The organism is Caballeronia temeraria (assembly GCF_001544795.2).
Taxonomy (GTDB): domain Bacteria; phylum Pseudomonadota; class Gammaproteobacteria; order Burkholderiales; family Burkholderiaceae; genus Caballeronia; species Caballeronia temeraria.
The window spans coordinates 452,497-467,729 of sequence record NZ_FCOI02000002.1 but is presented as its reverse complement, the minus strand read 5'-3'; the positions used below and the strand labels follow the sequence as shown (position 1 = coordinate 467,729).

At 63.5% G+C, this 15,233-nt stretch carries 16 protein-coding genes; 11 read left to right on the top strand and 5 right to left on the bottom strand.

Annotated features, from left to right (window positions below):
• The first annotated feature begins 88 nt into the window (after nucleotides 1-88).
• Nucleotides 89-1,180: an AI-2E family transporter gene (locus AWB76_RS04740; RefSeq protein ID WP_061158944.1), complete on the top strand. Its 1,092-nt coding sequence runs from the start codon at nucleotides 89-91 to the stop codon at nucleotides 1,178-1,180.
• Nucleotides 1,181-1,232: 52 nt separating this feature from the next.
• Here the strand turns inward: AWB76_RS04740 and purU are convergent, their stop codons facing one another.
• The 5 genes from purU to AWB76_RS04715 are packed head-to-tail and all read right to left on the bottom strand — an operon-like array spanning nucleotide 1,233 to nucleotide 6,214.
• Nucleotides 1,233-2,102 (bottom strand): formyltetrahydrofolate deformylase, encoded by an 870-nt coding sequence (gene purU, locus AWB76_RS04735; RefSeq protein WP_061158943.1) that lies wholly within the window; start codon nucleotides 2,100-2,102, stop codon nucleotides 1,233-1,235.
• A gap of 23 nt (nucleotides 2,103-2,125) precedes the next feature.
• On the bottom strand, nucleotides 2,126-2,971 hold the full coding sequence (locus AWB76_RS04730; protein ID WP_061158942.1) for an NUDIX hydrolase: 846 nt from the start codon (nucleotides 2,969-2,971) through the stop codon (nucleotides 2,126-2,128).
• Between the two features lie 3 nt (nucleotides 2,972-2,974).
• Entirely contained in the window at nucleotides 2,975-3,589 is a 615-nt protein-coding gene (locus AWB76_RS04725) for a LysE family translocator (protein ID WP_061158941.1), read from the bottom strand.
• A gap of 1 nt (nucleotide 3,590) precedes the next feature.
• The gene (locus AWB76_RS04720; protein ID WP_061158940.1) at nucleotides 3,591-4,157 is read right to left on the bottom strand and encodes an adenine phosphoribosyltransferase; all 567 of its coding nucleotides are present in this window, start codon (nucleotides 4,155-4,157) and stop codon (nucleotides 3,591-3,593) included.
• A gap of 59 nt (nucleotides 4,158-4,216) precedes the next feature.
• Nucleotides 4,217-6,214 carry a monovalent cation:proton antiporter family protein gene (locus AWB76_RS04715; RefSeq protein ID WP_061158939.1) on the bottom strand — a complete coding sequence of 666 codons (1,998 nt, stop codon included), beginning with the start codon at nucleotides 6,212-6,214 and terminating at the stop codon, nucleotides 4,217-4,219.
• A 160-nt stretch (nucleotides 6,215-6,374) separates the two neighbouring features.
• On the opposite strand from AWB76_RS04715, the gene kdsD reads away from it, so the two are divergent.
• The 10 genes from kdsD to rapZ all read left to right on the top strand — a co-directional run bounded on the left by kdsD (nucleotide 6,375) and on the right by rapZ (nucleotide 15,215).
• The gene (gene kdsD, locus AWB76_RS04710) at nucleotides 6,375-7,358 is read left to right on the top strand and encodes an arabinose 5-phosphate isomerase KdsD (protein WP_061158938.1); all 984 of its coding nucleotides are present in this window, start codon (nucleotides 6,375-6,377) and stop codon (nucleotides 7,356-7,358) included.
• Nucleotides 7,359-7,898 (top strand): KdsC family phosphatase, encoded by a 540-nt coding sequence (locus tag AWB76_RS04705; protein WP_061158937.1) that lies wholly within the window; start codon nucleotides 7,359-7,361, stop codon nucleotides 7,896-7,898.
• A 4-nt stretch (nucleotides 7,899-7,902) separates the two neighbouring features.
• Entirely contained in the window at nucleotides 7,903-8,505 is a 603-nt protein-coding gene (gene lptC, locus AWB76_RS04700) for an LPS export ABC transporter periplasmic protein LptC (RefSeq protein WP_061158936.1), read from the top strand.
• 30 nt (nucleotides 8,506-8,535) lie between these two features.
• Complete coding sequence (gene lptA / locus AWB76_RS04695; protein WP_061158935.1) at nucleotides 8,536-9,222, top strand: lipopolysaccharide transport periplasmic protein LptA; 687 nt, start codon at nucleotides 8,536-8,538, stop codon at nucleotides 9,220-9,222.
• A gap of 11 nt (nucleotides 9,223-9,233) precedes the next feature.
• On the top strand, nucleotides 9,234-10,001 hold the full coding sequence (lptB, locus tag AWB76_RS04690; protein WP_096031253.1) for an LPS export ABC transporter ATP-binding protein: 768 nt from the start codon (nucleotides 9,234-9,236) through the stop codon (nucleotides 9,999-10,001).
• 152 nt (nucleotides 10,002-10,153) lie between these two features.
• On the top strand, nucleotides 10,154-11,671 hold the full coding sequence (locus AWB76_RS04685) for an RNA polymerase factor sigma-54 (protein ID WP_061158933.1): 1,518 nt from the start codon (nucleotides 10,154-10,156) through the stop codon (nucleotides 11,669-11,671).
• Nucleotides 11,672-11,853: 182 nt separating this feature from the next.
• Nucleotides 11,854-12,213 carry a ribosome hibernation-promoting factor, HPF/YfiA family gene (gene hpf, locus AWB76_RS04680; protein ID WP_061147280.1) on the top strand — a complete coding sequence of 120 codons (360 nt, stop codon included), beginning with the start codon at nucleotides 11,854-11,856 and terminating at the stop codon, nucleotides 12,211-12,213.
• Nucleotides 12,214-12,625: 412 nt separating this feature from the next.
• Nucleotides 12,626-13,081 (top strand): PTS IIA-like nitrogen regulatory protein PtsN, encoded by a 456-nt coding sequence (ptsN, locus tag AWB76_RS04675; protein ID WP_061158932.1) that lies wholly within the window; start codon nucleotides 12,626-12,628, stop codon nucleotides 13,079-13,081.
• A 185-nt stretch (nucleotides 13,082-13,266) separates the two neighbouring features.
• A complete protein-coding gene (gene hprK / locus AWB76_RS04670; RefSeq protein WP_050453002.1) occupies nucleotides 13,267-14,235 on the top strand; it encodes an HPr(Ser) kinase/phosphatase in 969 nt (322 codons plus the stop codon).
• Nucleotides 14,236-14,318: 83 nt separating this feature from the next.
• Nucleotides 14,319-15,215, top strand: coding sequence for an RNase adapter RapZ (gene rapZ, locus AWB76_RS04665; protein WP_061158931.1), 897 nt, complete (start codon nucleotides 14,319-14,321; stop codon nucleotides 15,213-15,215).
• The last annotated feature ends 18 nt before the right edge of the window (nucleotides 15,216-15,233 follow it).

Genomic DNA, 15,233 nt, shown 5'->3' with positions numbered 1-15,233 from the left:
GGGGCGCTGCCGGCCGGACCGCCGGAATACGCCGCGCGCGCCGCGGCACGAATAATCGTCGTATGCAGCAGGGAAAAGGAACGCAGTCATGGCGAAGCGCAACGAAGCGGCCAACGAAGAAGCGCGTGTGCGGGATCTGCCCACGCGCCACGTCAGGCTGACGAGCGACATGAGCTTGCCGAAGCTGTCGGCGGTGGAAATCGGCAGCTACATGCTCGCGCTGCTCGCGCTGTATCTCACGCTCAGGCTGCAACTGCTCGGCGGGCTGCTCGCCGGCATGCTGGTGTTTCAGCTCACGCACATGATCGCGCCGCTCATCGAGCGGCACGTGGTCAGCCGGGGCGCGCGGCTCATCGCGGTCGGGCTGATTTCGGCGATCATCGTCGGCGGGCTGACGGGCGCGACGATCGCCACCATCGAACATTTCGAGCGCGATTTCCCGAGCCTGCAAAAATTGCTCGATCAGCTGATGAGCATCACGTCCAGCGCGCGCCTGTCCGTGCCGGACTGGATCGCGAATTATCTGCCGGTGGACGCCGGGCAAATGAAGGACAAAGCCACCGAACTGATGCACAAGCACGCCGAGATGCTTCAGCAAGGCGGCAAGGAAATGGCGCGCGGCTTCGGGCATATCGTGATCGGCATGATCGTCGGCGCGATTATCGCGGTGAGCGCGCCGCGTGCGGCGCATCATCGCTTGCCGCTGTCGACGGCGCTCGTCGCGCGCGTGTCGCGTTTCTCCGATGCCTTCCGCCGCATCGTGTTCGCGCAGATCAAGATTTCGGCGATCAACGCCGTGTTCACCGCGCTCTATCTGCTCGTCGCGCTGCCGCTTTTTCACGAGCGGCTGCCGCTCTCCAAGACGCTCGTGCTCGTCACGTTCATCGTCGGGCTGATGCCGGTGATCGGCAATCTCATCTCGAACACGATCATCGTCGGGATTTCGCTGTCGGTGTCGTTCGGCACGGCCGTCGCGTCACTCGCGTTTTTGATCCTGATCCACAAGCTCGAATATTTCCTGAATGCGCGCATCATCGGCGGACAGATCGAGGCGCGCGCGTGGGAACTGCTTCTTGCGATGCTCGCGATGGAAGCCGCGTTCGGCATTCCAGGCGTGATCGCCGCGCCGATTTTCTACGGCTATATCAAGCGCGAGCTGATTTATTTGCGGCTCGTCTGAGCACAAAAAAGCCCGCCTGAACCGGCGGGCTTTTTTTATTCCGAAGCGCGTTTTAGCGGAACACGACCGTCTTGTGTCCGTTCAGCAGGATGCGATGCTCCGCGTGCCACTTCACCGCGCGCGCGAGCGTCACGCATTCCACATCGCGGCCGATCGCCGTTAGTTGATCCGGCGTCATGTTGTGATCCACGCGCTCCACTTCCTGCTCGATGATCGGGCCTTCGTCGAGATCGGACGTCACGTAGTGCGCGGTCGCGCCGATCAGCTTCACGCCGCGGTCGAACGCCTGATAGTACGGCTTCGCGCCCTTGAAGCTCGGCAGGAACGAGTGATGGATATTGATCGCGCGGCCGGACAGCTTCGCGCACAGTTCCGGCGACAGAATCTGCATGTAGCGCGCGAGGACGACGAGATCGGTGTCGTGCTGATCGACGATTTCCATCACGCGCGCTTCCTGCGCGGCCTTCGCCTCGGGCGTCGACTTGAGCAGCGGCAGATGATGGAACGGGACGTCGTAGCTCGCGGCGAGCTGATAGAAATCCTTGTGATTCGAGATGATCGCTGCAATCTCGATCTGCAACTGGCCGGTGCGATAGCGGAACAGCAGATCGTTCAGGCAATGGCCGATCTTCGACACCATGATGACCACGCGCGGCTTCACCGATGCATCGTGCAGCTCCCAGCGCATGCCGAATTCATCGGCGAGGTCGCTGAAGGTCTTGCGCAGCGCGTCGAGGCCGGGGTCGCCGCCGACCTGCTGGAAATGCACGCGCATGAAGAACTCGCCGGTGCGGCTGTCGCCGAACTGCGCGGAGTCGAGGATATTGGCGCCGAGGTTGAACAGGAAGCCCGACACGGCATGCACGATTCCCGGACGGTCCGGGCACGACAACTTCAGATAGAAACTATGTTCGGTCGACATGACCTTTCCTCGTTCGGTTCTTTTTAAGTTTGCGGCGGCTCGAACAGCGCATGGAGGCCTTCGCACGCGTCCTCGTCGATCCACTGATGGCGCAGCATGCAATCGAGCGTCGCGAGACTCGCGTCGACGGTGAGCTTGCCCTCTTCGATCCAGCGCGCGACGTCCTCGATGCGCGCGAGGCGATGCTCGCCGACTTCGCCGTCCTGATTGCGCGGCGCGAAATCGGGCGGCAGCGAGACGTCGTAGACGAAGATCTGCTCGGCCTGCGTGCCCTCGGGCAAGGATTGCAGCACGTGAAAAGTGCGGCCGCGTTCGGCGGTCCGCGCGAGTTCGGCGCTCATGCCCGCCTCTTCCCAGCATTCCTTCACGAGTGTCGGCATGAGTTCGAGTCCCCAGCCGATACCGCCCGCCACGACGTTGTCGAGCATGCCGGGATCGGTCGCTTTCGTGTCGCTGCGGCGCGCGATCCACAACTGCGGCACCCTATCTCGATATTTTACGATGCCGTTCAGATGCACCGCGTAGGTCATCGTGCCGAAGAAGCGCGACGCCGCACGCTCGATGAACGCGAGCGGCGGCCCGTCGAAATCGTTGCGGATCGCGTAGGTTTCGTCGCGCCAGCCGGGGATTCTGCCTTCGGCGAAAAGCGCGCCGATGACCGCGCCGAGCGCGGCGCTGCGCGCGTTCACATCGGCGAGCGAGGCGTGCAGGCGGACCGATGCCGCATCGATTGCGAAGACGTCGGGCCAGCGGCGCAGCGCGTCGACGTCGGAGCGGCGAATCCAGCCGACGCGTTCATCGCCGATAAGAAACGGTTGATGTGCGGTGCGGTCGAAATTGCGCGCGGCAACGATCGAGGCGAGCGGCATATCTCAGTCCTTGAGCGCGACGCGAATGCCGAGCGCGATGAACGTCACGCCCGCGAGCCGGTCGAGCCACACGCCGAGGCGCGGACGGCGCTTCAGCCACGCGCCGATCATCCCCGCGCCGATGCCGAAGAGCGAAAACACGACGACCGTCTGCAACATGAAGAGCCCGCCGAGCTCGAACATCTGCAGCATCACGCTTTGCGCGCCGTGCGGATCGACGAACTGCGGCAGGAACACGATGAAGAACAGCGTGACCTTCGGATTCAGCATGTTGCCGATCACGCTCTGACGGAACACGGTCGCAAGCGGCTGGCTCGGACGCGCGTGCGCGGTCGCGAGGCCGTGACTGCGCAATGCCTTGATGCCGATCCACACGAGATACGCCGCGCCCGCGAGCTTCACCGCCTGAAACGCCATCGGCGACGAACGCAGCAGCGCCGCGATGCCGAGCGCCGCGAGCGTCGTATGAAAGATCACGCCGAAGGCGAAACCGAACGCCGCGACGACGCCCGCGAGCCGCCCTTGCGAGATGCCGCGCGCGAGCACCTGAAGATTGTCCGGACCGGGCGCGACGGTAATCGCAACGGACGCGGCGAGAAAAAGCAGGAAGTTGGGCATGTCAATGTCCGGCGAATTCGCATACGGTGTAGAGCGGCACGCCGTTCTCGCGCAGCAGTTTCGAGCCGCCGAGATCGGGCAGATCGATGATCGCCGCCGCTTCGACCACTTCCGCGCCGAGCCGCTCCAGCAGGATCTTGCCGGCCATCATCGTGCCGCCGGTCGCGACCAGATCGTCGACGATCACCACGCGATCGCCCGGCTTGCACGCGTCCTCGTGAATCTCGACGGTCGCGCTGCCGTATTCCAGTTCATACGATTGTTCGAGCGTCTTGTACGGCAGCTTGCCCTTCTTGCGAATCGGCACGAAACCGAGGCTCAACTCGTACGCGAGAATCGGCCCGATGATGAAACCGCGCGCGTCCATGCCGGCGATCACGTTGACGTTTTCGTCGATATAACGCTGCACGAACAAGTCGATCAGCATGCGCAGCGCGCGGCGATCCTGCAGGATCGTGGTGATATCGCGGAACTGAACGCCGGGCTGCGGCCAGTTATCGACGGTGCGCACGCGCTCCTTGATGAAACGCGCGGCATCGAGCTGGGCGTGCGAAGGGGTAAGGGACATGACTTCTCCGGAGTCCGCGCCGTGAGGCCGCGCGTTCGCCTTGATGACAAAAGAGGAAATTACGCTGCCCGGCGGTTGCGCGAGAGCCGTTCCTCGGCAAGCGCCAACACTTCGGGCAGGCCGCGCAGCACGACGATATCGTTCGCGCGCAGCTTGGTGTCGGGGTCGGGTGCGACGCCCCGGATGCCGTGGCGCCGGATCGCGGTCACCTCGACACCGTTGCCGACGAGACCGAGATCATCGAGCGAATGCCCGACGGCTTCGGAATTCGCGTCGATCGGTACGGATTGTAGCCGGACCTGCTCGTGGCCATCGTCGTCATCGACGTCATCCGCGCCGTGAAAGTAGCCGCGCAGCAAGCTGTAGCGCGCGTCGCGCATTTCCTCGACACGCCGCACGACGCGGCGCATCGGCACGCCCATCAGGACGAGCGTGTGCGACGCGAGCATCAGGCTGCCCTCCACGATCTCAGGAATCACTTCCGTCGCGCCCGCCGCCGTCAGCTTTTCGAGATCGGCGTCGTCGACCGTGCGCACGATCACCGGCAGGGTCGGCGCGAGTTCGTGGATGTTGTGCAGCACGCGCAACGCGGACGGCGTGTTGGCGTAGGTGATCGCGATCGTCGCCGCGCGATGCAGGCCCGCCGCGAGCAGCGACTCGCGCCGCCCAGCATCGCCGAAAACGACCGATTCGCCCGCCGCCGCGGCCGCCGCCACGCGATCCGGGTCCAGATCGAGCGCGACGTAGGAAATGCCTTCCTGCTCGAGCATGCGCGCGAGATTCTGCCCGGCGCGGCCGTAACCGCAGATGATCACGTGGCCGCTCTGCTTCAGGCTCTGCGTCGCGATCTTCGTCATCTGCAGCGATTGCAGCATCCATTCCGTCGACGACAGCCGCAGCACGATCCGGTCCGCGTTCTGGATGATGAACGGCGCGGCGAGCATCGACAGCAGCATCGCGGCGAGAATGGCTTGCAGCACCGTCGAATTGACCAGATGCGAATCCAGAATCAGGTTCAGCAAGACGAAACCGAATTCGCCCGCCTGCGCGAGACCGAGACCCGTGCGCATGGCGACGCCCGGCGTGGCGCCGAAAGCGCGCGAAAGACCGGTGATCATCACGGCCTTGAGCAGGATCGGCACGACGAAGAATCCGAGCACGAGCAACGGATGCTCCCAGATCACGCGCGGATTCAGCAGCATGCCGGTCGTCACGAAGAAGAGACCGAGCAGCACGTCGCGAAATGGCTTGATGTCCTCTTCCACCTGATGCCGGTACGGCGTCTCCGCGATCAGCATGCCCGCGATGAACGCGCCGAGCGCGAGCGACAGCCCGAACTTGTCCGTGATGAACGCCGCGCCCAGCGTGACGAGCAGCAGGTTCAGCATGAATAGCTCTTGCGAGCGGCGCCGCGCGACGAGATCGAACCAGCGCGTCATGAACTTCTGGCCGATGAAGAGCAGCACCGTCAACGCGACCACGATCTTCACCGCCGCGATGCCGAGCCACATCGCCAGTTCCGACGACTTGCCGTTGCCGAACGCCGCGATGATGATGAGCAGCGGCACGACCGCCAGATCCTGGAACAGCAGCACGCCGAAGATGTTGCGGCCATGCTCCGATTCGAGTTCGAGCCGCTCGGCGAGCAGCTTGCTGACGATGGCCGTCGACGACATCGACATCGCGCCGCCGAGCGCGAAGCTCGCCTGCCAGGACATTTCCGTCCAGAAATTCGTGATCCAGCCGAAGATCATCGCGAGCGCGATGGTCGCCGCGACCTGGCTCGCGCCGAGCCCGAACACGATGCGCCGCATCGTACGCAGCTTGGAGAGCGAAAATTCGAGCCCGATGGAGAACATCAGGAAAACGACGCCGAATTCGGCGAGATGCTGCGCGCGGTCCGTGTCCGGCGCGATGCCTGCGGCATTCGGTCCCACGATGATGCCGACCGTCAGATAGCCGAGCATCGGCGGCAGGTTGAAATAGCGAAATACGACGACGCCTGCCACCGAGCAAAGCAGCAACAACAGCGTCATTTCGAGCGGAGAGATCGTCATCCGTCTGGCGTCCTCGTTCGTCAGCGTTCCGAGGCGCGTGCGTCCGGCGCTCCGGCATCTTAAAAAGGCCCCTGACGACAGGGCTTGCGGGGGCGGATAGGCGGCGGCGCGCCGGGCGCCCGGCGGGGCGGCCCGAAATCGCCTTTGCTATACTCCGCGCATGATAGCGAAAATCAATGGCGACCGGGCGCTGGCGCTGGCTCGCAACGTAATTCAGATCGAAGCCGACGCCGTTCGCGGACTCTCCGAACTCCTCGACGACAACTTCACGAACGCAGTCGAAACGCTGCTCGGCTGCCGCGGCCGCGTGGTCGTGTCGGGCATCGGCAAGTCGGGTCATGTCGCGCGCAAATTCGCCGCGACGCTCGCCTCCACCGGCACGCCGGCCTTCTTCGTGCATCCGGCCGAAGCGAGCCACGGCGATCTCGGCATGGTCACCGCCGACGACATTTTCATCGCATTGTCGAACTCGGGCGAAACCGAGGAGCTCGTCGCCATTCTGCCGCTCATCAAGCGGCTCGGGGCGAAGCTGATCGCGATCACCGGCCGTCCCGAATCGAGTCTCGCCCAACTGGCGGACATGCACCTGAACGCACGCGTCGAAAAGGAAGCGTGCCCGATGAATCTCGCGCCCACGGCCAGCACGACCGCCGCGATGGCGCTCGGCGACGCGCTCGCCGTCGCCGTGCTCGATGCGCGCGGCTTCGGTCCCGACGACTTCGCGCGCTCGCATCCGGGCGGCGCGCTCGGGCGGCGCCTGCTCACCTACGTGCGCGACGTGATGCGCGTGGGCGATGAAGTGCCGGCCGTTTCGCTCGACGCAACGGTGTCGGACGCGCTCTTCCAAATCACCGACAAGCGCATGGGCATGACCGCGGTCATCGACGAAAACCGGCACGTGCACGGCATTTTCACCGACGGCGACCTGCGCCGCATCCTGCAGCGCGACGGCGATTTCCGCGCGCTGAAGATCACCGATGTCATGACCCGTAACCCGCGCTCGATCGCGCCGGATCATCTCGCGGTCGAAGCCGTGGAACTGATGGAGCGCCATCGCATCAATCAGATGCTGGTCGTGGACGCCGATGCCACTTTGATCGGCGCACTGAACATGCACGACCTCTTCTCCAAGAAGGTAATCTGAATGGCGCAGAAAGCTCCCACCGCCGCCGAACGCGCGAGCCGGCTCAAGTTGATGGTGTTCGACGTCGACGGCGTCTTCACCGACGGCAGCCTCTACTTCACCGCCGAAGGCGACGCGATGAAGTCGTTCAATTCGCTCGACGGTCACGGCGTGAAGATGCTGCAATCCGTCGGCGTGCAGACGGCGATCATCACGGGACGGCAATCGGGCATCGTCGCGGCGCGTGCGCGCGAACTGGGCATCACGCATCTCTATCAGGGTGTCGGCGATAAAACCGTCGCGCTCGCCGAACTTCTCGAGGCCACCGGCATTGCCGCCGGCGAATGCGGCTACATGGGCGACGACTGGCCCGACCTCGCCGTGATGCGGCGTTGCGGCTTCGCGGCGGCGCCCGCCAACGCGCACCCGGAAGTGATCCAGCGCGTGCACTGGGTCGCGGAAGCGCGCGGCGGCCACGGCGCGGTGCGCGAAGTCTGCGACGCGATCCTGCGCGCGCAACGTCGCTACGACGAACTGCTCGCCGCGGCGCTCGGAGGCTGACGCGATGCCGCGCCCCGGAAAGCTCGCCTCGCTCCTGCCGCTGCTCGCGATGGCGGCGCTGGCCGGCATCACCTACTGGCTGTTGCAGGCCACGCTGCCGCCGGCTCAACCGGCCGCCGCGCCCGAAAAGCGCCATACGCCGGATTACTTCGCCAATAATTTTTCCGTGTCCGAGCTCGACGCCACCGGCACGACGCAATATCGGCTGACGGCCAAGTCGATGGTGCATTACGAAGACGACGAGATCAGCGACCTCACGCTGCCCGCCATGCGCATGTTCCAGCCGATGAAACCGACCGTCACGGCAACGGCCGAGCGCGGCACGGTCAACGGCGACGTTTCTATCGTCGATCTCTACGACAACGCCCGCATCCTGCGCGCGGCCGGTTACGGAGATCCGCAGATGCAGGCAGATTCGCAGCATTTTCGCGTGCTGGTGAACGACGATGTCATCGAAACGGAAAAACCGGTTAGACTTCAGCGCGGCCCGTCCGTGATGACGGCCTCTGGCATGAACTACAACAACGTGACCCGGGTGATGAAGCTCTTCGGTAACGTGCGCGGTGCAATCGCCGCCACGGATATCAACGGCGGCTCGTCCAAGTAATCCCGGCACTCCCACCCGAATTGTGACTGCATGAACGAAAGGTTCCCTCGTCCCGAAGGCGGCCATGCGCGCGCAACGCTCGCGCGCCGCGCCACGCACGCCGTGCGGGCCGGGCTCGCTGCCGCCCTGAGCGTCTGGTTCGCGCTGGCCGGGCTGCCGGCGCACGCCGAAAAGGCCGACCGCGACAAGCCGCTCAACATCGAAGCGGACAACATGTCCTACGACGACCTCAACCAGAAGAACATCTTCACTGGTCACGTGGTCGCGACCAAAGGCACGATCGTCATCAAGGCCGACCGCGTCGAGGTGACGCAGGACCCGCAGGGTTATCAGTACGCGACCGGCACGTCGACCGGCAACAATCTCTCGTATTTCCGCCAGAAGCGCGACGGCGTGAACGAGTACATCGACGGCAACGCGGTTCGCATCGATTACGACGGCAAGAACGACTTCACGAAGCTCACGACGCGCGCCGTCGTGCGCCGCCTGCAAGGTCTGACGACGGTGCAGGACGAAGTGCACGGCAGCGTCATCACGTATGACGGCCAGAAGGACTTCTACACGGCGAGCGCGGGCAAGGACCAGGCCGGCCCCGGCAATCCGGGCGGCCGCGTGCGCGCGATGCTCGCGCCGCGTTCCGGCGGCGCCGCGCCGCTCAACGGCTCGCCCGCCACGCTTTCTCCGTCGAACACCATTCAAGGAACGCCGCCGCAGTGAATTCGCCCGCCATGCCCCACCGTAAGCCGGAAGGCGAGTCGAGTTCGCTCGTCGTCCGCAATCTGAAGAAGCGTTACGGCTCGCGCACCGTGGTGAAGGACGTGTCGCTCGATGTGAAGAGCGGCGAAGTGGTCGGACTGCTCGGCCCGAACGGCGCGGGCAAGACCACGTCGTTCTATATGATCGTCGGGCTCGTGCCGCTCGATGCCGGCGAAATCGACCTCGACGGCAACTCGATCAGCCTGCTGCCCATCCACCAGCGCGCGCACCTCGGCTTGTCGTATCTGCCGCAGGAAGCATCGGTGTTCCGCAAACTCACCGTCGAGCAGAACATCCGCGCGGTGCTGGAACTGCAGACCGATGAATCCGGCAAACGCCTGTCCAAAGACGCCATAACCGAGCGCGCGGAAGCCCTGCTCGACGAATTGCAGATCGCGCATCTTCGCGAGAATCCGGCGCTGTCGCTGTCGGGCGGCGAGCGGCGTCGCGTCGAGATCGCGCGGGCGCTCGCGACCAATCCGAGCTTCATTCTGCTCGACGAACCGTTCGCGGGCGTCGATCCGATCGCGGTGCTGGAAATCCAGAAGATCGTGAAGTTTCTGAAGCAGCGCAACATCGGCGTTTTGATCACCGACCACAACGTGCGCGAGACGCTCGGCATCTGCGATCACGCGTACATCATCAGCGACGGCAGCGTGCTCGCGGCGGGCGCGCCGAGCGAAATCATCGAGAACGAAAGCGTGCGCCGCGTCTATCTCGGCGAGCATTTCCGCATGTGAGCGCGGCGTCGCAAAAACGGCGCGCATCGTGCGCCGCATCATGCGAAAGTTGCAAAACTTACGTGCCGCCCGCTGGGCGGCATGTGCTTTTTTGGAATCCCCGCGAGGTTTCGCGCGCGTGGCAAACTCTCTACAATGAATAAAACTTTGCCATGAAAGCCAGCCTCCAACTCCGCCTCTCGCAGCATCTTGCGCTGACCCCGCAACTTCAGCAGTCGATCCGGCTGCTGCAGTTGTCGACGCTCGAACTGCAGCAGGAAGTCGCGATGGCGATCGCTCAGAATCCGCTGCTCGAGAACGAGGACGACTGGATCGCGAGCCCGCTGCGCGTCGCCGCGGACGGCTCGCTGATCGCGTCGCCGGCAACGTCGAGCTCGCCGTCCGAGTCGATGATGAGCAATGGCTCGGCATCGAGCACTTCCAGTTCCGAACGGTCGGAAAACGGCGAGCCTCAGGGCGTCGACGAATACAACGGCATGGGTTCGGACAGCAGCCAGGATTCGAGTTCGTGGAATCTCGAAGACTACGGCCGCTCGAACAACGCCTCCGACGACGACGACCTCCCGCCGCTGCAAATCCACGAATCGACCACGACGCTGCGCGACCATCTGAGCGCGCAGTTGCGCATGACCGCGGCGAATCAGCGCGATCGCGCGCTCGTCACGTTTCTCATCGAATCGCTGGACGAGGACGGCTATCTCACGTCATCGCTCGACGAAGTTCAGACCGATCTTCCCGAAGAGCTCGAAGTCGATCTCGACGAACTGAGCGCGGCGCTCGCGTTGCTTCAGAGTTTCGATCCGCCCGGTGTGGGCGGCCGCTCGGCGTCGGAATGTCTGAAGCTGCAGTTGCTGCGGCTCGATGGTTCGCCCACGCGCACGCTGGCGCTCGAGATCGTCACGAATCATCTCGAACTGCTCGCGGCGCGCGACTTCACGCGTCTGCGCAAACAACTCAAGGCGAGCGACGATTCCCTCCGGGACGCGCATTTGCTGATCAAGTCGCTGGAGCCGTTCCCGGGCGCCGCGTACGGCAAGAGCGAAGCGGACTACGTGGTGCCGGACATTCTCGTGCGCAAGACGACGGGCGGCTGGACGGCGGAGCTGAATCCGGAGATCGTGCCGAAGCTGCGCATCAATCATCTGTACGCGAACATCCTGCGCAACAATCGCGGCGATCCGGGCAGCGGCTCGCTGCGTCAACAGCTTCAGGAAGCGCGCTGGCTCATCAAGAACATTCAGCAGAGGTTTGAGACGATTCTGCGTGTCGCGCAGGCAATCGTGGAGCGTCAGAAGAACTTTTTTGCACATGGCGAAATCGCCATGCGGCCCTTGGTTTTGCGGGAGATTGCTGATACGCTGGGATTACACGAATCGACGGTATCTCGTGTGACCACAGGCAAGTACATGCTCACCCCATTCGGGACGCTTGAATTTAAGTACTTCTTTGGATCGCACGTTTCGACCGACACAGGAGGCGCGGCATCGTCAACGGCGATCCGGGCCCTCATCAAGCAACTGATAGGAGCGGAAGACCCCAAAACTCCTCTTTCAGACAGCCGCATCGCCGAACTGCTGGCGGAACAAGGATTCGTGGTCGCGCGGCGCACCGTCGCCAAGTACCGCGAAGCCCTCAGGATCCCGGCAGTGAATCTGCGCAAGTCTCTATGACCCGTCTCTGTAGTCCATCGCGTGTTGCGGTGGGCGTTTACCGGCCGCAACGCGAAAGCGCGGACGTGCCGGCCGATGCGCCCCTTTTCAAGCGCGCCAGAATGACGCGCTGACGGGACACATTGCCGACCGGTATCGGACGAGCCGACGTGGCCTAGCGGCCATTAGCTTGGAGAGCAACTATGAATCTGAAGATCAGTGGACACCACCTCGAATTGACGCCTGCGTTGCGCGAGTATGTGATCACGAAACTGGACAGGGTGCTCCGTCATTTCGATCAAGTGATCGACGGCAACGTTGTCCTCTCGGTCGACAATCATAGAGAAAAGGAAAAGAGGCAGAAGGCGGAAATCAACCTGCATCTGAAGGGCAAGGACATTTTTATCGAGAGTTGTGACGCTGATATGTACGCCGCCATCGACCTGATGGTCGACAAGCTGGACCGGCAAGTCATCAAGCACAAGGACAAGATTCAGGGCCATGCGCACGAGTCCGTGAAGTATCGCGGCGAGCCGCACGAAGTAGAGGCTCCGTCGCCGTAAGCAGGTAACAAAGCATGCCTTCCGGCTGATCTGCTGATATGAGCAAACCCGTCGCCACAGGGTGACGGGCACGATTGGAGCAAACCCTCGAATTCACGGAACCGGCCGATCCGGGTATGCACTGCACCGAAGCCGCCCCGACTGGCGGCTTTTTTGTTGGATTTTCGCCGTGGCGTGGCACAAGCCATTGATTTTCTAAGGCTTGTCCTGCACATTGGATCGCCGGACGGTGCCATTGCGCGGCGCACCATCGGGCGGCGCCCTGTTCTATAATGATCCGGTAATTTTTCGGGTTGCTCGACAGGCACGCTGCAGGAAACGCCGCCAGCGCACTTTCCGAATCACCATCGCCGTGAGCGCTGAGTCAGCGGCCACGACGAGGAGCTATCAGGCCACGCATCAGCCTGCAAACATGAATCGTTTAGCCAAATTTCTTCCCATCGAGAACGTCGTTCTCGGACTGTCCGTTACCAGCAAGAAACGCGTATTCGAGCAAGCGGGCCTGATTTTCGAGAATCAGAACGGCATCGCACGCAGTACTGTCACCGACAATCTCTTCGCGCGTGAGCGTCTCGGCTCGACCGGCCTCGGCGAGGGCGTCGCTATTCCGCACGGCCGCATCAAGGGGCTGAAGCAACCGCTCGCCGCCTTCGTGCGTCTCGCCGAACCCGTCGCGTTCGAATCGCCCGATGGCCAGCCGGTCTCCCTGCTCATCTTCCTGCTCGTGCCCGAGCAGGCGACGCAGCAGCATCTTGAAATTCTCTCGGAGATCGCACAACTGCTCTCCGACAGCGAGGCGCGCGAGCGTCTGCACAAGGAAGAAGATCGTGACGCGCTTTATCAAGTGCTCACGCAATGGCAACCGTAATAGCCACACGAACATAGCGATACGCGTCAGAGGCGCGTCCGTGCCGCATTTGCGCCGGACGCGCCTCGCGCGCGTTTTGCTTCTGGGGCACAATCGGTCAAACGCGGCGCCAAGCGGCGTATCGAAGCAATCCGCTTCGTCGTCACGCAAAGGCTGCTCCCGGCTTCCAACGGAGTTCCGGTCTCATGGATACGTCCAGCATCAACGCCCAAAGCATTTTCGACGACAACGCCGCCGCTCTGAAACTCAGCTGGCTCACGGGGCATGAAGGCTGGGAACGCGGCTTCTCAAGCGAGACGGTCGCCAACGCGACGTCGAGCGCCGATCTGGTCGGCCACCTGAACCTGATTCACCCCAACCGTATCCAGGTGCTCGGCGACGCCGAGATCAACTACTACCAGCGCCAGTCCGACGAAGACCGCTCGCGCCATATGGCCGAGCTGATCGCGCTGGAGCCGCCGTTTCTGGTCGTCGCGGGCGAGGTAGGCGCCCCGCCGGAACTCGTTCTGCGCTGCACGCGTTCGTCGACGCCGCTCTTCACCACGCGCATGTCGGCGGCGGCGGTGATCGACAGCCTGCGCGCGTACATGTCGCGGATTCTCGCGCCGCGCGCGACGCTGCACGGCGTGTTCATCGACATTCTCGGCATGGGCGTGCTGCTCACCGGCGATTCCGGTCTCGGCAAGAGCGAGCTCGGGCTGGAACTCATCAGCCGCGGTCATGGACTCGTCGCGGATGACGCCGTCGATTTCGTGCGCCTCGGGCCTGATTTCGTCGAAGGACGCTGTCCGCCGCTGCTGCAAAATCTGCTCGAAGTGCGCGGTTTGGGCCTGCTCGACATCAAGACGATCTTCGGTGAAACCGCCGTGCGCCGGAAGATGAAGCTCAAGCTGATCGTTCAGCTCGTGCGCCGCCCGGACGGCGAATTCCAGCGCCTGCCCCTCGAAAGCCAGTCAGTCGACGTGCTCGGCCTGCCGATCAGCAAAGTGACGATTCAGGTCGCGGCGGGCCGCAACCTCGCCGTGCTGGTCGAGGCCGCGGTGCGCAACACGATTCTGCAACTGCGTGGCATCGATACCTTGCGCGACTTCATGGATCGTCAACGCCTGGCGATGCAGGACCCCGACAGCCAGTTTCCCGGCAAGCTGATCTGAACGCGCGCTCCGGAACGTCGCGCGGGCCGAAACGAATCGGGCACAGGTGTTAAGCTTAAGAGATAGCGAAGCCCTCAAGACCCATGCGCATCATCCTGATCACTGGTATCTCCGGTTCCGGCAAGTCCGTGGCGCTGAACGCGCTGGAAGACGGCGGCTACTATTGCGTCGACAATCTGCCGCCGCGCTTTCTGCCCGAACTGGCCGACTATCTCGCGAAGGAAGGCCAGACGCGCCTTGCCGTCGCAATCGACGCGCGCTCGAGCCTCTTGCTCGACGAAGTCCCGTCCATCATCGATACCCTTTCGAAGCACTACGACCTGCGCGTGCTGTTCCTCAACGCGAGCACGCAGTCGCTGATCCAGCGCTTCTCCGAGACGCGCCGCCGTCATCCGCTGTCCGGTCCGCCGATGCGCGAAGCCGATGTCGGCGTGCTCAACTCGCTCGCCGAAGCCATCGAGCGCGAGCGCGAGCTGGTCGCGGGTCTCGCGGAATACGGCCATCAGATCGACACGAGCAATTTGCGCGCGAATGTGCTGCGCGCGTGGGTCAAGCGCTTCGTCGAAACCGACGCCGCCGATCTCACGCTGATGTTCGAATCGTTCGGCTTCAAGCGCGGCGTGCCGCTCGACGCCGATCTCGTCTTCGACGTGCGCACGCTGCCCAATCCGTACTACGACCGCGAGCTGCGCCCGTTCACGGGCCTCGACAAACCGATCATCGACTTTCTCACCGCGCAGCCGCTGGTCGGCGAGATGATCGACGATATCGGCACGTTCGTCGGCAAATGGCTGCCGCGTTTTCGCGACGACAACCGCAGCTATCTCACCGTCGCGATCGGCTGCACGGGCGGCCAGCATCGCTCGGTGTTCATCTCGGAGGCGCTCGCCGCGCGCTTTCGCGAGCAGGCAAACGTGATCGTGCGGCATCGTGATGCGCCCATCTCTGTGGATGAGAGCGCGATCCACACGCGAACCTGATCGCCGCGCCGGCGGTCC